14 protein-coding genes are annotated in these 16,421 nt (G+C 71.7%); 2 read left to right on the top strand and 12 right to left on the bottom strand.

Going from position 1 to position 16,421, the window contains the following annotated elements; all coding sequences use genetic code 11:
• Positions 1 to 94 precede the first annotated feature (94 nt).
• Genes AC1DX8_RS06120 through AC1DX8_RS06080 form a run of 9 tightly spaced genes read right to left on the bottom strand, consistent with a single transcriptional unit; the run spans position 95 to position 12,233 of the window.
• On the bottom strand, positions 95 to 862 hold the full coding sequence (locus AC1DX8_RS06120; RefSeq protein ID WP_477629025.1) for a cell division protein FtsQ/DivIB: 768 nt from the start codon (positions 860 to 862) through the stop codon (positions 95 to 97).
• Positions 859 to 2,295: a UDP-N-acetylmuramate--L-alanine ligase gene (gene murC, locus AC1DX8_RS06115; RefSeq protein ID WP_477629024.1), complete on the bottom strand. Its 1,437-nt coding sequence runs from the start codon at positions 2,293 to 2,295 to the stop codon at positions 859 to 861. Before murC ends, AC1DX8_RS06120 begins: the two co-directional genes overlap by 4 nt.
• A complete protein-coding gene (gene murG, locus AC1DX8_RS06110) occupies positions 2,292 to 3,407 on the bottom strand; it encodes an undecaprenyldiphospho-muramoylpentapeptide beta-N-acetylglucosaminyltransferase (RefSeq protein ID WP_477629023.1) in 1,116 nt (371 codons plus the stop codon). Before murG ends, murC begins: the two co-directional genes overlap by 4 nt.
• Complete coding sequence (gene ftsW / locus AC1DX8_RS06105) at positions 3,407 to 4,687, bottom strand: putative lipid II flippase FtsW (protein WP_477629022.1); 1,281 nt, start codon at positions 4,685 to 4,687, stop codon at positions 3,407 to 3,409. Before ftsW ends, murG begins: the two co-directional genes overlap by 1 nt.
• 2 nt (positions 4,688 to 4,689) lie before the next feature.
• Positions 4,690 to 6,171 (bottom strand): UDP-N-acetylmuramoyl-L-alanine--D-glutamate ligase, encoded by a 1,482-nt coding sequence (murD, locus tag AC1DX8_RS06100; protein ID WP_477629021.1) that lies wholly within the window; start codon positions 6,169 to 6,171, stop codon positions 4,690 to 4,692.
• Positions 6,168 to 7,250, bottom strand: a complete 1,083-nt coding sequence (gene mraY / locus AC1DX8_RS06095) for a phospho-N-acetylmuramoyl-pentapeptide-transferase (protein ID WP_477629020.1) — start codon at positions 7,248 to 7,250, stop codon at positions 6,168 to 6,170. Before mraY ends, murD begins: the two co-directional genes overlap by 4 nt.
• A complete protein-coding gene (locus AC1DX8_RS06090) occupies positions 7,247 to 8,797 on the bottom strand; it encodes a UDP-N-acetylmuramoyl-tripeptide--D-alanyl-D-alanine ligase (protein WP_477629019.1) in 1,551 nt (516 codons plus the stop codon). Before AC1DX8_RS06090 ends, mraY begins: the two co-directional genes overlap by 4 nt.
• Entirely contained in the window at positions 8,794 to 10,431 is a 1,638-nt protein-coding gene (locus AC1DX8_RS06085; protein WP_477629018.1) for a UDP-N-acetylmuramoyl-L-alanyl-D-glutamate--2,6-diaminopimelate ligase, read from the bottom strand. The genes AC1DX8_RS06090 and AC1DX8_RS06085 overlap by 4 nt, the downstream gene beginning before the upstream one ends.
• A gap of 17 nt (positions 10,432 to 10,448) precedes the next feature.
• Positions 10,449 to 12,233: a peptidoglycan D,D-transpeptidase FtsI family protein gene (locus AC1DX8_RS06080; protein WP_477629017.1), complete on the bottom strand. Its 1,785-nt coding sequence runs from the start codon at positions 12,231 to 12,233 to the stop codon at positions 10,449 to 10,451.
• Here AC1DX8_RS06080 and AC1DX8_RS06075 point away from each other — a divergent pair.
• On the top strand, positions 12,211 to 12,459 hold the full coding sequence (locus AC1DX8_RS06075) for a hypothetical protein (RefSeq protein ID WP_477629016.1): 249 nt from the start codon (positions 12,211 to 12,213) through the stop codon (positions 12,457 to 12,459). The two genes, AC1DX8_RS06080 and AC1DX8_RS06075, sit on opposite strands and share 23 nt — an antisense overlap.
• 147 nt (positions 12,460 to 12,606) lie before the next feature.
• Here the strand turns inward: AC1DX8_RS06075 and ftsL are convergent, their stop codons facing one another.
• The 3 genes from ftsL to mraZ all read right to left on the bottom strand — a co-directional run bounded on the left by ftsL (position 12,607) and on the right by mraZ (position 14,959).
• Positions 12,607 to 13,272 (bottom strand): cell division protein FtsL, encoded by a 666-nt coding sequence (gene ftsL, locus AC1DX8_RS06070; RefSeq protein WP_477629015.1) that lies wholly within the window; start codon positions 13,270 to 13,272, stop codon positions 12,607 to 12,609.
• The gene (rsmH, locus tag AC1DX8_RS06065) at positions 13,269 to 14,261 is read right to left on the bottom strand and encodes a 16S rRNA (cytosine(1402)-N(4))-methyltransferase RsmH (RefSeq protein WP_477629014.1); all 993 of its coding nucleotides are present in this window, start codon (positions 14,259 to 14,261) and stop codon (positions 13,269 to 13,271) included. The genes ftsL and rsmH overlap by 4 nt, the downstream gene beginning before the upstream one ends.
• Positions 14,262 to 14,527: 266 nt before the next feature.
• Complete coding sequence (mraZ, locus tag AC1DX8_RS06060; protein WP_066670674.1) at positions 14,528 to 14,959, bottom strand: division/cell wall cluster transcriptional repressor MraZ; 432 nt, start codon at positions 14,957 to 14,959, stop codon at positions 14,528 to 14,530.
• A gap of 477 nt (positions 14,960 to 15,436) precedes the next feature.
• Between mraZ and AC1DX8_RS06055 the strand changes: the two genes are divergently transcribed.
• Positions 15,437 to 16,414, top strand: coding sequence for an AAA family ATPase (locus AC1DX8_RS06055; protein ID WP_477629059.1), 978 nt, complete (start codon positions 15,437 to 15,439; stop codon positions 16,412 to 16,414).
• Positions 16,415 to 16,421 lie beyond the last annotated feature (7 nt).

Here is a 16,421-nt window from a genome sequence, read left to right as displayed (position 1 = left end):
CGCGACCGGGTTGTCACACCCGTCACACCAGCCCCATTGGCACCATTCTGGCACGGGCGTCCAGGACCGGCTGACGCGCTCCCCGACGGGTCCCTCAGCGCGTCACCGGCGTGCTCGGGGCACTGACGTCGATGAGGGCCGGACTGCCCTTGAGCAACGCCATCATGATGGCCAGCTTGCGCTCCGGCTCGTTCACCCCGCCCCACACGATCGAGGTCCGACCGATCCGCAGGGTCACCAGGTTCGCGCTGCTGACCGTCACGTTGCTCACCCGCTTCTGCGTGCTCGCCGGCAGCACCTTGACGACGCTGACCGCCGCCGCGAGGGCGTCGGGCGACAGCGCTGCCTGGGTGGCGGCGTTGACCGTCGGCACACCCCTGGGAGCCTTGCTGACATGGGCGTAGGCGACCCCCGTCGCATCCACAACCTGTAGTTGACCTTGAGGGTTCTTGACCACGAGGAAGGGCTGTCGCGGGCTCGCGTGGATGACCAGGGTGCTCGGCCACGAGCGTTCGATCGACACGTCCGCGACGGTGGCCCGTTCGGCCACCCGCGCCGCGACGGCAGCGCTGTCGACCCGGGCCAGCGGAAGGCCGGGGGGCACGTCGGCCAGGGCGCGGATGGCACTGACCTCCGACTCGGGCACCCCCACGACCTCGACGGTGCGCACCGACAGCACCGGGCTGAAGCCGACCACCCAGCCGAGGAGGACGACGACGGCCAGTGCTGCCGCGGCATACCCGAGCAGGCGCAACGGTCGGTGGCGCACCTCGTGGGCGCGGCGCTGGAACCGCGCCCTGGACGACGCGAGACCAGTGCGGGTCGCGCGCCCGTGTCCTGAGGACCCGGGGTGCTGGCTCATGCCTGCCCGAGGGCGCGCAGGATCTCGGGCCCGATCATCGTCACGTCCCCGGCCCCCACCGTGAGGACCAGATCACCCTCGCGAGCCAGCCCCGCCACGTGGCCGGCCACCGCAGACCACGACGGCACGACCTCGACGTCGGCGTCAGGGCGCAGCTCGAGGAGGGCGTCGGCGACGAGCCGGGAGGACACCCCGGGCATGGGGTCCTCGCGCGCGGCGTAGACCTCCATGAGGACGACGACGTCGGCGGGGGCCAGGGCCGCGGCGAACTCCCGGGCGAAGTCGCGGGTGCGGGAGTAGAGGTGTGGCTGGAAGACCACGACGAGCCGGCCGTCGCCGGCGAGCTCCGCCCCCGTGCTGACCACCGCGGCGACCTTGCCGGGGTTGTGGGCGTAGTCGTCGACGACCGAGACCCCGGCCGCCGATCCCTTCGGCTCGAACCGACGGCGGGTGCCGGTGAACCCGAACAGCCCGTCCAGCACGCGGGTCGGGTCCTGGCCCAGGCCGTCGACCGCGACCGTGTAGGCGGCCGCGGCGTTGAGGAGGTTGTGCCGGCCCGGGATGTTGATCCGCAGGTTGTGGTCGACGCCGTCGGCGCCGGTGACGGTGACCCGGCCCATGAGGCCGCGGAAGACCTCACCGCGCAGGACCACGTCGGCCTCGCTCGACCAGCCGTACGTCAGCACCCGGGTGCCCGACTCGCGCGCCACCCGCGCGAGCTCGCGCGAGCCCTCGTCGTCCTCGCAGGCGACCAGCAGGCCGCCGGGCAGGACCGAGGCGGCGAACTCGGCGTAGGCCTCCTTCACCTTGGCGAAGGTGCCGTAGAAGTCGAGGTGGTCGGGCTGCACGTTGGTCACGACCGCGACCTCGGGACGGTAGACGAGGAACGAACCGTCGCTCTCGTCGGCCTCGGCCACGAACACCTCACCGGTGCCCCAGTGGGCGTTGGTGCCGTGCTTGGCGAGCTCGCCACCCGCGGCGAACGAGGGATCGACGCCGCAGTGCTGGAGTGCGACCGTGAGCATCGAGGTGGTCGTCGTCTTGCCGTTCGCTCCGGCGACGGCGACCCGCCGGGAGTCGGCCATCGTGCTGGCCAGCGCCTGTGAGCGGTGCAGGACCCGCAGGCCGGCCGCGCGGGCGGCCACCAGCTCGACGTTCGACTCGCGGATCGCGGAGGAGATCACCACCGTGTCCTTGCCCTCCACGTATGCCGCGTCGTGGCCGACGTGGACCTCCGCGCCCTCTGCGGCGAGGGCCGCGAGCACCGGCGACTGCTTCGCGTCGGAGCCGCTCACCGAGCAGCCGCGCGCCAGCATGACGCGGGCCACGCCCGACATGCCCGCTCCCCCGATGGCGATGAAGTGGACCGACCCGAGCTCGTCGAGCGGAGGGATCGGGGCGGTGAAGTCGAAGCGCTCGTTCGAGCCGTTCATCGTTGCCCCGCAACGGATTGCGCGTAGGCCTCGACCACCATGTCGGCCAGGAGCTCGTCAGCACCGCGCTCCCCCACCCCGGCGGCCGCAGCCGCCATGGCGTCGAGGCGGTCGCGGTCGGAGACCAGCGGTACGAGGACCTGGTCGATCCAGGCGGGGGTCAGCGCCGCGTCGTCGACGAGCAGGCCGCCACCGGCCTCGACGACGTCTGCGGCGTTGAACCGCTGTTCGCCGTTGCCGATGGGCAGCGGAACGTAGACCGCCGGGAGACCCACCGCGGTCAGCTCGCACACGGTGTTCGCCCCTGCGCGCGCGACCACGAGGTCGGCCGCGGCATACGCGAGGTCCATGCGGTCCGCGTAGGGCGCGACGACGTAGGGCGGGCCGTGGCCCCCCGTGGGCACCTCGAACTCCTTGCCCGCGCCGGTGAGGTGCAGGACCTGGACACCCGACGCGCGCAGGGCGTCCACGCGCTCCTCGAAGGCCGTGTTGAGGCGCTGCGCGCCGAGCGAACCGCCCGTCACGAGGACCGTCGGCCAGGTGGGATCGAGGCCGAAGTGCGCGAGCGCCTCGGGGCGCGCGGCCACCCGGTCGAGCTGGGTGATCTCACGACGAAGCGGCATGCCGATCGCGGTGGCGTGCGCCAGCCGGGTGCTGGGGAAGGTGGTCGCGACGAAGCGCGTCATCCGCGCCCCCAAGCGGTTCGCGAGCCCGGCCCGGGCGTTCTGCTCGTGCACCACCACGGGGACGTGCCGGCGACGGGCGGCGAGGTAGGCAGGGGTGGAGACGTAACCACCGAAGCCGACGACGACCTGGGCGCCGGACTGCTCGATGGCCCGCTCAGCGGCAGCCACCGCCGAGCGGAGGTGGCCGGGCAGGCGCAGGAGGTCGCCGGACGGCTTGCGTGGCAGGGGCACCTTCGGGACCGTCATCAGCGGGTAGCCGCGCTCTGGCACGAGGCGAGCCTCGAGACCCGCTTCGGTGCCGAGGGCGGCGATGGCGATGTCGGGGTCGCGACGGCGCAGGCAGTCGGCCAGGGCCAGCAGCGGGGAGACGTGCCCAGCCGTCCCACCACCGGCCAGCAGGACCGACGAAGGGGTGTCAGCGGGCATCAGCGACGTCCCCGACGCCCCGGCAGGACCGCGAGCGAGCGGCGCACCACGGAGGGCTTGGCCGACAGCGCCTCGCGACAGCCGGGTTCCTGGCGGGCGAAGGACAGCAGCATGCCGAGCGCGAACATGGTGGTCATCAGCGAGGATCCGCCGTAGGACACCAACGGGAGCGGCACGCCGATGACGGGGAGCAGCCCGATGACGGCGCCGATGTTGATGGTGGCCTGGCAGACGATCCAGGCCATCACCCCGGCCGTCGCGACGCGGACGAAGGTGTCGCTGCTGCGCAGCACGATCCGGTAGCAGACCAGCGCCAGCGCGCAGAACAGCCCGAGCAGGACGAGGGTGCCCGGCAGGCCGAGCTCCTCGCCGAGGATGGCGAAGATGAAGTCGTTGTGGGCCTCGGGCAGCCACTGCCACTTCTCGCGGCTGGCCCCGAGACCGACGCCCCACCAGCCGCCGTCGGCCAGGGCGTAGCGGCCGTGCAGGGTCTGGCGGTAGCCGCCGTAGGGGTTCGTGTCCTTGCCCAGCCACACGTCGAACCGCTGGAGCCGGTTGGCGCTGGTGAGGACCATGGTGACGGCGAGTGCCCCGAACAACGCGCCACCCAAGAGGAACATCCTGCGGGGTACCCCGGCCGCGAAGAGCAGGGCCGCGACGATGCCGCCCATCACCATGACCGTGCCCAGGTCGTGACCGAGCAGCACGAGGCCGATCGTCACGGCCGCCACCGGGAACAGGAAGGGGATCACCACGTGACCCATCCGGCCGAGCAGCTTGCGCTTGGCCGTCAGGACGGTCGCCCCGACCAGCACGAGCCCCACCTTGGCGAACTCGGACGGCTGGAGGGACACGGGACCGACCGCGAGCCAGTTGCGGTTGCCGTTCACCGACACCCCCAGGGGGGTGAAGACCAGGAGCTGGAGGAACAGCGCGCCCACGAGGATGGGCACCGAGAGCGCCTTCCAGGCGCGCAGGGGCACCCGGGCGGCCACCACGACGGCGATGGCGCCCATCGCCGCGAACTGCAGCTGCTTGCGGAAGTAGACGTAGGGCGTGGCGTTGTCGGTCTGCACCAAGGACTTCACCGAGGAGGCCGACAGCACCATGATCAACCCGATGACCACGAGCACGACGGTCACGCTGAGCAGCACGTAGTAGCTGGTGACCGGCGAGTCGAGCCGCTGGAGCCACCCGCCGACCCGGCCGGGTTCGTCGCGGCTCGCCGAGCCGCGCGGGGCGGTCCGCGCCCGTGGGGGCGCGGCGGTGGTGCTGCTCACGGCTACTCCCCCGCGGACCCGGCGCGGCGTGCCACCGCCGCGGCGAACGCGTCGCCCCGGGCACCGTAGTTGGGGAACATGTCCATCGAGGCCGCCGCGGGCGCGAGCAGCACGACGTCGCCGGGCTGGGCCAGCTCTGCAGCGCGCGCGACGACGGTATCCATGACCCCAGTGTCCGTGCTCGGCACGTCGACAACCGGCACATCCGGCGCGTGTCGGGCCAACGCCTCGGCGAGCCGGGCCCGGTCGGCGCCGATGAGGACCACGCCGCGCAGCTGCCCGACGGCGTCGCGGACGAGGTCGTCGACGTCGGCCCCCTTGAGCAGGCCGCCGGCGATCCACACCACGTGCTCGAACGCGTGCAGGGACGCGGCCGCCGCGTGGGGGTTCGTGGCCTTGGAGTCGTCGACGTAGCGGACGCCGTCGACCTCGCCGCAGTCGGCGATGCGGTGCGGGTCGGGGGTGAAGGCACGCAGCCCGTCGCGCACGGCCAAGGGCGGCACACCGTAGGACCGGGCCAGGGCGGCCGCCGCGAGGGCGTTGGCGAGGTTGTGGGGCGCCAGAGTCGCCGCGCTGCCACGGACGTCGTCGAGGGTGGCCAGCTCGGCGGCCGAGGTCTTGCGCTGCTCGACGAAGGCCCGGTCGGCGAGGATGTCGTCGACTACACCGACCATCGACAGTCCGGGGGTGCCCAGGGTGAAGCCGATCGCGCGGCAGCCGTCCTGCACCTCGGCGTCCACGACGAGCTGCTCGGTGATGGGGTCCTGCACGTTGTAGACGCAGGCGACCTTGGTCCGGGCGTACACCTTGCCCTTGGCGCGCTGGTACTCCTCCAGCGAGCCGTGCCAGTCGAGGTGGTCGGGCGCGACGTTGAGGCAGACGGACGAGTAGGGGGCGATGGAGTCGGACCAGTGCAGCTGGAAGCTCGACAGCTCCACCGCGATCACGTCGTAGGGCTCGGGGTGCAGCACCGCCTCGAGGATCGGGGTGCCGACGTTGCCGGCCGCCGTGGCACGCAGGCCGGCGGCCCGCAGCATGGCGGCGAGCATCTCGACCGTCGTGGTCTTGCCGTTGGTGCCGGTGATGGTCAGCCAGGGCGCGGGTCCCACGGCGGCGCGCATCCGCCAGGCCAGCTCGACCTCGCCCCAGACGGGTATGCCGGCCCGCGCGGCGGCGAGGAGCAGCGGCTGGTCGGGGCGCCACCCGGGCGACGTGACGACCAGGTCGGTCTCGCCGTCGGGCAGCCCCGTCACGTGCTCGGGTCCGAGGCGCACGTCGACGCCCAGGATGTCGAGGATGCGGGCGCGCTCGCCGAGCGCGGTGTTGGCCGCGGGGTCTGCGCCGTCGACGGCGACCACACGGGCCCCGCGCTCGTGGAGGGCGTCGGCGGCCGCGAAGCCGCTCACCCCCAGCCCCGCCACGACCACGCGGATGCCACCCCAGTCGGCAGCGCCGCTGGTGAGGCCGTCGAGCCGCCCGCTCACGCTGCGCCCACCACCCACTCTGCGTAGAACAGCCCGAGCCCGAGGGCGACGAAGAGCCCGGCGATGATCCAGAACCGGATGACGATCGTGACCTCGTTCCACCCGAGCAGCTCGAAGTGGTGCTGCAACGGGGCCATCCGGAAGACCCGTTTGCCGGTCATCTTGAACGACCCGACCTGGATGATCACCGACAAGGTGATCGTGACGAACAGCCCGCCCAGGATGACGACGAGGAGCTCGGTGCGCGTCGTGATGGCCAGGCCCGCCAGCGCGCCGCCGAGCGCGAGGGACCCGGTGTCACCCATGAAGATCTTGGCCGGCGACGCGTTCCACCAGAGGAAGCCGAAACAGGCACCCATCGCGGCGGCGGCCACCACGGCGAGGTCTCGGGAGTCGCGCACCTCGTAGCACTTGAGCCCGGGGGTGGTCTGGCAGTTCTGGTTTCCCTGCCAGATCCCGATGAGCACGTAGGCGGCGAAGACCATCACGGAGGCGCCGGTGGCCAGGCCGTCGAGGCCGTCGGTGAGGTTCACGCCGTTCGACGTGCCCGCGATCATGATGTTGGCCCAGATGATGAAGAGGATCAGGCCCAGCAGGGTGCCGGCGAAGGCCAGGTCGATGCCGGTGTCACGCACGAAGGAGATGCGCATCGACCCCGGCGTGCGGTTCTTGGCGTTCGGGAACTGCAGGACGAGCACGGCGAACACGACCGCCACCAGCGTCTGGCCGGCCAGCTTCTCGCGGGACCGCAGCCCGAGGCTGCGCTGCTTGGTGATCTTGATGTAGTCGTCGAGGAACCCCACCAGCCCGAGACCGGCCATGAGGAAGAGCACGAGCACGCCGCTCCAGGTCAGCGGCGTGCCGGTGACCGCGTGCGCCAACGCGTATGCCGCGAGGCTCGACCCGATGATGACCGCGCCACCCATGGTGGGCGTGCCGCGCTTCGTGTGGTGCGAGGTGGGTCCGTCGTCGCGGATGAACTGGCCGTAGCCTCGGCGGACGAGGAACTTGATGAACATCGGGGTGCCGAAGAGCGCGCCCACGAGGGAGATGACGGCCGCGAGCAGCACCGCCTTCACGTCGTGCCCTCCTCGTCGTCGTCTGCGCGGTTGTCATCTGCGCGGTTGTCGTCTGCGCTGTTGTCATCTGCGCTGTTGTCATCTGCGCGGTCGTCTGCGCTGGTGCTGCCGGCGCCGCCGGGCGGCGCGCCCTGGTCGGCGATCCTGTCTCCGAGCCACCGTAGTCCGGCATCGCGGCTGGACTTGAACAACACGACGTCACCGGGCCGAAGTTCTTCGGCGAGCAGGGCGTACGCAGCATCGGCGTCGGGCACCCAGACTGCCTCGTCGCCCCACGACCCCTCGTGCTGGGCGCCTGAGGCCATCGGCCTGGCAGTGTCGCCGACGACCACGAGCCTGGCGATGTTGAGCCGCACCGCGAGTCGACCGATGGCGTCGTGCTCGGCGGTGGAGTCGTCGCCGAGCTCGAGCATGGAGCCGAGCACGGCCCAGGTCCGCCGCGCCGGGGCCCGGTCAGCGCCCCCACGTCCCCCGCCCATCGCCACCAGGGCCTTGAGGGCGGCGCGCATGGAGTCGGGGTTCGCGTTGTAGGCGTCATTGACGACGGTCACGCCGTCAGCGCGCTCGGTGACCTCCATCCGCCACCGTGAGGCGGGCGTCGCCGTGGCCAGCGCAGCGACGATCGCGGGCAGCTCCAGGCCGCACTCGAGCGCGGYCGCCACGACAGCCAGGGCGTTGCCGACGTGGTGCTCACCGTGCAGCGGCAGCGAGACCTCGGCACTCGCGTCCGGCGTGGTCACCCGGAAGGTCGGTCGCCCGGCCGTGTCGAGGGTGATGTCCGTGGCACGGATCTCTGCCTCGGGGCCGGAGCCGACGAGCTGCACGCGGGCGGCGGTCTTGGCCGCCATGCCGCGGACTGCTGCGTCGTCCGCGTTGAGCACCGCGAGGCCGGTGGCGGGGAGGGCCTGCACCAGCTCGGCCTTCGCCACGGCGATGGCCTCGCGAGAGCCGAACTCCCCCACGTGGGCGGTGCCGACGTTGAGCTCGATCCCGATGGAGGGCGGGGCGATTCGCGTGAGGTATGCGATGTGGCCGATGCCTCGGGCCCCCATCTCGACGACGAGGAAGCGGGTCTGTGGGTCGACCCGGAAGACGGTCAGCGGCACACCGACCTCGGAGTTGAGCGAGCCGACCGGTGCCACCGTGGGCGCCGCGCTCGAGAGCACGCTGGCGAGCAGGTCCTTCGTGGACGTCTTGCCGGACGAGCCGGTGATGCCGATGACGGTGAGGTGGGGGTGGCGGTCGACGACGGCGCGGGCCAGCGACGCCAGCCCCTCCTGGATGTCGTCGACGACCACGCACGGGAGGTCGTCGACGGCGCGAGTGGTCATCGCTGCCACGGCTCCGAGCCCGGCAGCCGACGCGACGAACTGGTGGCCGTCGAGCTCCTCGCCGACCCGGGCGATGTAGAGACCACCGGGGCCGGCTTCGCGGGAGTCGGTGACGACCGGCCCATCGATGACGAGCGCTGCGGCGGCGTGGTCGTCGAGGCCGTGCAGCCGCCCGCCGGTCACCTGGGCGATGTCAGCCAGGGAGAACGGGATCATCGCGCTCCCCCGTCCGTGCGCACGTCGGCCGCGGCCGCCTCGGTCGGGTCGGCCGGTTCGGTCAGGTCGGTCGGGTCGGGCTGCGCGACGAGCAGTGCCTCGAGAGCGCGTCGGGCCTCCTCGCGGTCGTCGAAGGGGTGCACCGTGCCCGCGATCTCCTGTCCGGTCTCGTGGCCCTTGCCCACGACGGCGACCACGCTGCCCGGACCGGCCTGGTGGGCGACCCGCACGGCTTGCGCGATCGCGGTGGCCCGACCCTCGACATCGTGCAGCTGGGCGGGGGTGCCTGCGGCGCGGGCGCCCTCGAGCACGGCGGCCCGGATCGCCTGGGGCGGCTCCGACCGCGGGTTGTCATCGGTGACGACGACGACGTCGGCGCCCTCGGCGGCCGCGCGCCCCATGGCGGCCCGCTTGCCCCGGTCGCGGTCGCCCCCGGCGCCCAGCACGACGACCAGAGCACCGTCGGTCTCCGACCGCAACGCCCGGAGCGCCGCGGCGACCGCATCGGGGGTGTGCGCGTAGTCGACGACCACCAGCGGGAGATCGGCGCTGCCGGGGCGCTGCCCAGCAGCACCCGCACCGCCGGGCACGACCCGCTCCATCCGCCCGGGGACGTGCGGGTCGGCCAAGAGGGCTCGCTCCGCCTCCTCGGTGGGGATCCCTGCCGCGAGCAGCGCCAGGGCCGCCATCGCGGTGTTGACCCGGTTGAAGTCGCCGGGCAGCGCCGAGCGCAGGTGCATCGTCGTGGACCCGTCGGACAGCGTGAACGTCGCCGGGTCGTCGTCACCGGCGACCAGGCGCCAGTCCGCGTCCACCTCGGCCAGCGAGGTCAGGGTGGTCACCGGCACGGTCGAGAGGGTGGCCAGCTCCTGCCCCCACTCGTCGTCGACGCAGACGATGCCCGTGCGGGACCGCCGAGGGGTGAACAGGTCGGCCTTCGCCAAGAAGTAGTCACGCATCGTCGGGTGGAAGTCGAGGTGGTCCTGCGACAGGTTGGTGAAGAGCGCGACGTCGTAGACCACCCCGTCCACCCGGTGCTGGCTGAGGGCGTGGCTGGAGACCTCCATCACACAGGAGTCGATGCCGCGCTCGGTCATCACCGCGAGCAGCGCGTGCACGACGGTGGCCTCGGGGGTCGTGCGGACGCTCTTGATCCGCTCGTCGCCGATCCGGGTCTCGACCGTGCCGATCAGGCCGGTCGTGTGGCCGAGCGCGGTGAGCGCCGAGTTCATCAGGTAAGCAGTGGTGGTCTTGCCGTTGGTCCCCGTCACGCCGTACATCCGCAGCGGGAGCTCCCGCGTCCCGTAGACCAGCGAGGCCACCTCCCCGACGTGGCTGCGCGGGTCGTCGACCACGACGCGCGGCAGGTCGACCCCTTCGGCCTCGAGGGAGGCGGCGCCAGGCGCATCGGTCAGGACGGCGACGGCACCAGCGTCGCGGGCGCCCGCGGCATACCTCGCTCCGTGCGCGTTGGCGCCCGGGAGGGCGGCGTAGAGGTCGCCCTCGACCACGTCCTGCGACGAGAGCGTCACCCCCGTCACGGCAGGGTCCGCCCCGGTCCGCTCACCGCCGACGAGGGCCGCCACCGCCTCGAGCGTGGTGGCATGGGGGGACGACGGACGGGGTGATGGCACGGACAGCGAGCCTACCGTCAGCGGGAAGCGCCGGATGCGCCCGACCTGCGGTCACGGAGCACGCTGGGGTCGTTGGCGGCAGGAGTCTTGTCCACGCGGATCTTCGCCACCGGGGAGGACGTGCCGGTCGGCGGGATCTGCAGCTCCTGGAGCGCGTAGGTCATCACGTCGTGGAACACCGGGCCGGCGACCACACCACCGAAGTAGCCCTTGATCGGCCGCTGCAGGGTGACCGCGACGACGATCTCGGGGTCATCGGCCGGCGCGAACCCGATGAAGCTGGCCGTCTTGCCGGAGTAGCCACCGACACGGGCGTCGTAGCGGTCGGCGGTGCCCGTCTTGCCGGCCACGCGGTAGCCGGCGATCTTGGCCTCGGGGGCGGTGCCCTCCTTGCCGACGACCCCCTCGAGCATGTCGCGCACCTGCTTGGCGGTCTCGGGCGAGACGACCTTCACCGGGGTCGGCTTCGCGGCGGGGATGAAGCCACCCTTGCCGTCACCGGTGGCGGCCACGATCCGCGGCGGGATGCGGACGCCGTTGTTGGCGATGGTCTGGAAGACGCCGGCGGCCTGGAGGGCGTTGACCGAGAGCCCCTGCCCGAACAGCACCGTGTAGCGCTGGGACCCGTTCCAGTCCTTGACGTTGGTCAGCAGGCCAGGACCCTCGCCGGGGAAGCCCATTCCCGAGGTCTGGCCGAGGCCGAACTTCTTGAAGTAGTCGTACATCGTCGCGGCCTTGACCTTCTCGCCGGCCAGGATGGTGCCGATGTTGCTCGACTGCGCGAGGACCCCGGCGAAGGTGAGGTACTCGGTCGGGTGGTCGTGGCTGTCCTTGAACTCCGTGGCCGCGCGCCGGATCCGGTTGGGCACCTCGACGACGGTGGACGGGGTGACGACGCCCTGCTCCAGGRCCGCGGCGGCCGTGATCACCTTGCCGGTCGAGCCCGGCTCGTAGACGTCGTTGAACGCCTTGTTGGTCCAGTTGTCGCTCGACTGTCCGGGCTGGTTGGGGTCGAAGGTCGGGTAGGACGCCACGGCCAGCAGCTCGCCGGTCTTGACGTTCTCGACGACGACGGTGCCCGAGAGCGCCTGGGTCTCGATCACCTTCTGGGCCACCGCGTTCTGGGCGAACCACTGCAGGTCGGAGTCGATCGTCAGCTGCACCTCGCGTCCCGGGACGGGGTTGATCGTCTCCGAGCGCGCGTTGGGGATCGGTCGGCCGTCCTGCGACTGCTCGAAGATGGTCTTGCCCGACGTGCCCTTGAGGGTCTTGTCCATGAGGACCTCGAGCCCGGCGCCGGCCGACCCGTCGGACTGGACGAAGCCGACCAGGGCCGACGCCGCCGTCGAGGTCGGGTAGACGCGGTCGGAGGTGGCCTCGGAGTAGATCCCGTTGACGCCGAGCTGGGAGATCTTGCGCCAGTTGAGCGGGGTGACGTTCTTCTGCAGGATGCGGTACTTCGCCTCGCCGGTCAGCTCCTTGGTGAGGGTGTCCACCGGGATGCCCAGCAGGGGCGACAGGTCGGCCGCGGCGCCGGCGGCACCGACCTTCACGCGAATCCCGTTGACGCTCTTGACGTACTCCTTCACGGCTGTCTGGTCGACGGTGACGGTGCGGCGCTCGATGCTCGAGGCGAGGATCGTGCCGTTGCGGTCGGTGATCGAGCCGCGCAGCGCCGGCAGCGGGATGGTCGCGGTGCGTGAGGACTGGGCGTCCTTGGAGACCGCCGAGGCGTCAAAGCCCTGCAGCCGCAACAGCTGCGCCCCGAAGATGCTGAAGATGAACAGGACCGCGATGGTCATGGTGCGCATCCGGCGCCGCGGGCTCGAGGCGTCGAGGGCGACCGTGCGACGAACCGGCGGCCGCGGCGGCGACACGGGTCGCTTGGCGGCTCGCGCCGCCTTCACCGGCGTGGTCGGCTTGCCCGGCTTGCTCGTCGGCTTGCTCATCGGTGTGCCGGGTGTGCCGGCTGCCGCGGTCTTCGCCGACCTCACCGCCGCGGGCTGCTTGCGCCCCGCCCGCGGCTGACCGGCCTGGGGGTGCGGGCCGCCGGAGTGCGCACCACGGGGAGCCGAGGACGCAGTGGAGCGCGGGGCACCGGGGCGGCTGCCTCGGGTCTGCGTCACTGGGTACCTCGCGTCCTGTTCCGGCGGGTGGGTCGACTGGGTGGATCGGCTAGCGGGGCGCGACCGTGGTGGTCGGCTTCGTCGTCGGCTTCTTCTTCGGTGCCGGCTTCGTCGTGGTCGTGCTCGTTGTCGTCTTGGTCCTGGCGTTGACGCTGGTCACCGTGGTCTGCACCGTGCCGTCCGGCTTGGTCACCACCACCGTCGTCGTCGTCACATCCCCCTTCTTCGTGACGCGGGTCGACGGCTGGTTGCGCGTGCTCGTGGCAGCCTTCGCCGTCGTCGCCGCAGCTGCTGTCACCACGGTAAAGGCGTGCTCCTTCTCGGCCGGCTTCGCCACGCCGAGGACCTTGCCGTCCGACAGCCGCAGGAAGGCCGCGGAGTCGGCGGGCACCATGCCCAGCTTGGTCGCCCGCGTGGCGAGGTTCGCGGGGCTGCGCTGCGCGTCGATGGCCTGGGTCAGGGCGTCCTGGGTGTCGGCGAGCTCGCCGGAGGTGGACTGCAGGTTGTGCAGGGTGAACGAACCCTCGGCCATCGCGGTGTTGAGCATGAGCAGGCCGACGAGCCCAGCACAGAGCAGGACCATGCACAGCGCGGCGAAGACGCCGTTGCCCGGGTGCCCGACCGCTGCCGGGACGACGCGCAGCGGTTGCGCAGGCGCGACCCTCCGGGCTGGTGCCCGAGATGCGACCCTCGCCGTCGCAGTCTGCTGGCTCATCGGTGGGTTCCCTTCGTGGTGGTGTCAGTGGCTCGGGTGCGCTCGGCTGCGCGCAGGCGCACCGAGGCGGATCGGGGGTTGTTGGCTTGTTCCTCGGCGCTCGCCTCTTCGGCGCCCCGGGTCAGCAGTCGCAGGTATGCCGCGTGCTCGGGCAGCTCGACCGGCAGCCCCTGCGGGCTGCTGCCCTTGGCGCCGGCTGCGAGCACCTGCTTGGTGATGCGGTCCTCCAGCGAGTGGTACGACAGGACCGCGATGCGCCCACCGACGGCCAGCGCCTCGATGGCGCGGGGCAGGGCTGCGGCCCAGACCGAGAGCTCGGCGTTGACCTCGATGCGCAGGGCCTGGAAGGTGCGCTTGCCCGGGTGCCCGCCGCTCTTCTGCGAGGCGGCCGGGACCACCTTCTTCAGCAGGTCGACCAGCCGAGCCGACGTGGTGAAGGGCTCGAGCTCGCGTTCGCGGACGATGGCCGCGACGATCTTGCGGGCGAAGCGCTCCTCGCCGAAGTCGCGGAGCACGGTCTCCAGCTCGCTCGCGGCATAGGTGTTGAGCACCTCTGCGGCGGTGAGCCCGGCTGACTGGTCCATCCGCATGTCCAGCGGCGCGTCCTGGCTGTAGGAGAAGCCCCGGTCGGCCTCGTCGAGCTGGAGGGAGGAGACCCCCAGGTCGTAGAGGGCGGCGTCGACGTGGTCGACCCCTGCCTCTGCCAGCGCACCCGGCACGTCGTCGTACACGGCGTGCACGAAGGTGACGCGTCCGGCATACGGCTCGAGCCGCTCAGCCGCGAGCGCCAGGGCTTCCTGGTCGCGGTCGATGCCCACGACGTGCGCGGCGGGGCACCGGTCGAGGATGGCCTCGGCGTGGCCGCCCATGCCGAGGGTGCCGTCGAGGTAGACGGCGCCCGGTGCGGCCAGGGCCGGGGCCAGCAGGTCGACGATGCGGTCGCGAAGGACGGGAACGTGCCGGTCGGCGGCCATTCCTCGTGCGTTCATCGACATCTCCTGCGGACGGTGCTGGTGGTGGTGCTGGTGGTGGGGCTTTGGTGCGGGCTTTGGTGCTGGTGTGGTGGGGCTTTGGTGCGGCGCTGGCGTGGGGCGCTGGGTGTGCTGTGGTGGCCCTGCGGTCAGGTCTCCATCCGCTCCAAGGGATGCGGCCCGGGACGGGGGAAGTCGTCCCGGGAAGCGGAGCGGCTGGAGACCTGGCTCCAGGGGCACGGCGGTGAGATGGGTCAGGGAGGCGGTCAGGGGCAGGCTCACGGTCAGAGGAGTCCGGGGATGACCTCCTCGGACTGGTCGGAGAAGCCCTGCTCGGTGGACTCGAGGTAGGCGTTCCACGCCGTCGTGTCCCAGACCTCGACGCGGGAGCCGGCACCGATGACCGTGCACTCGCGGGTCAGCCCGGCATACGCCCGGAGGTTGGCCGGGATGGTCACGCGCCCCTGCTTGTCGGGCACCTCGTCCGAGGCGCCCGAGAGGAAGACGCGGGTGAAGTCACGCACGGCCTTGCTCGTGGTGGGGGCCGCCTGCATCTGCTGGGTCACCTTGAGGAACTCGTCCATCGGGAAGACGTAGAGGCAGCGCTCCTGGCCGCGGGTGACCACCAGCCCGTCGGACATCCGCTCCCGGAACTTGGCGGGCAGGAAGAGGCGGCCCTTGTCGTCGAGTCGGGGGCTGTGCGTCCCGAGAAACATCACGCCCACCTCCCCTGCCGACCCGGTCGAGGACCCCACGGCCCTCTGGTTTCCCCCACTTTACTCCACCGTTACCCGCGAGTGCAGCCACTTCGCCGGATTTCTCGGTCAGATCACGGTATTTCTGCAGGTCAGATGGGTGGTGGAAAGTGGTGTATGAATCCACCAAAGTGAGCGTACCGACCGCATGCGGCCGTCCCGAGGCGGCCCAGCGATGGCCGGACCGCGCTCCGAAGGAGCCACCGCGCCGGGAAACCGGCCCGAGCGGCCGGTGGAGCGGGCGTCGCAGGTCACGAGACGGCATACCCCCCTGTTGTGGTGGTGCGTTGTGGGGGAAGATCGATCGACCACCCGGAGGGGGCGCAACGTGGCGACCCGGGGACGACGGAAGGACAGCCGGTGCAAGGCAGGCCCGAGGACGACGCCATCAAGCACGCAGAACCCACGAGCCCTGTGGGTCCGACCAAGCCGGAGACCCTGCTCTCCCTCCCCGCGGGGTCACCCGCCTCGCTGGGTCAGGTGACCGAGGTCGCCGGACGGCTGGCCCGGGCCATCAACACCGTGATCGAGGGCAAGCCTGACGTCGTGCACACCGCGATCACCGTGCTCCTGGCCGAAGGACACCTCCTGCTGGAGGACGTGCCCGGCGTCGGCAAGACGATGCTGGCCAAGACGCTCGCGCGGTCGATCGACTGCTCGGTGCGGCGCGTCCAGTTCACCCCCGACCTGCTGCCCAGCGACATCACCGGTGTCAGCGTCTTCAACCAGGACGTCCGCGACTTCGAGTTCCGGCCCGGCGCGATCTTCGCCAACGTCGTCGTGGGAGACGAGATCAACCGTGCCTCACCGAAGACGCAGTCGGCACTGCTCGAGTCGATGGAGGAGGGGCAGGTCACCGTCGACGGGCAGACCTACGACCTCCCGAAGCCGTTCATCGTGATGGCGACGCAGAACCCCATCGAGATGGAGGGCACCTACCCCCTCCCCGAGGCCCAGCGCGACCGCTTCATGGCGCGCATCTCCCTCGGCTACCCGTCCTCGCGCGCCGAGGTCGCCATGCTCGACAGCCACGGGCAGGTCTCGCCCCTGGAGACCCTCCAGCCGGTGACCGACGCCGCGACCGTGTCGGCGATGGTGCGCGCGGTCCGCTCGGTGTTCACCAGCGACGCGATCAAGCAGTACGTCGTGGACCTGTCGTCCGCCACCCGCTCGAGCTCGGCCCTGCGGCTCGGGGCCTCGCCCCGCGCCACGCTGCACATGCTGCGCGCGGCCCGTGCCCACGCGGCGCTCGAGGGTCGCGACCACGTCCTGCCGGACGACGTCCAGTCGATCGTGCTGCCCGTCCTGGCCCACCGCATCATCCCCACGGGTGAGACGCAGCTCGCACGGCGCAGCACCGGCGAGGTCTTGCAAGACCTCATGCGGCGAGTGCCCGTCCCCGCGTCGGGTCGCTGAGGCGCCG

The sequence above is a fragment of the Pedococcus sp. P2_A3 genome (assembly GCF_056405035.1).
Note: the sequence above shows the minus strand (reverse complement) of the source record. Positions and strands in the feature narration are given on the sequence as shown.

Coding starts and splice junctions, on each gene's coding strand:
- rsmH (WP_477629014.1), bottom strand. CDS start 14,261: ATGAACGCACGAGGAATGGCCGCCGACCGGCACGTTCCCGTCCTTCGC.
- ftsL (WP_477629015.1), bottom strand. CDS start 13,272: ATGAGCCAGCAGACTGCGACGGCGAGGGTCGCATCTCGGGCACCAGCC.
- murC (WP_477629024.1), bottom strand. CDS start 2,295: ATGAACGGCTCGAACGAGCGCTTCGACTTCACCGCCCCGATCCCTCCG.
- murG (WP_477629023.1), bottom strand. CDS start 3,407: ATGCCCGCTGACACCCCTTCGTCGGTCCTGCTGGCCGGTGGTGGGACG.
- mraZ (WP_066670674.1), bottom strand. CDS start 14,959: ATGTTTCTCGGGACGCACAGCCCCCGACTCGACGACAAGGGCCGCCTC.
- AC1DX8_RS06075 (WP_477629016.1), top strand. CDS start 12,211: ATGAACAGGACCGCGATGGTCATGGTGCGCATCCGGCGCCGCGGGCTC.
- AC1DX8_RS06120 (WP_477629025.1), bottom strand. CDS start 862: ATGAGCCAGCACCCCGGGTCCTCAGGACACGGGCGCGCGACCCGCACT.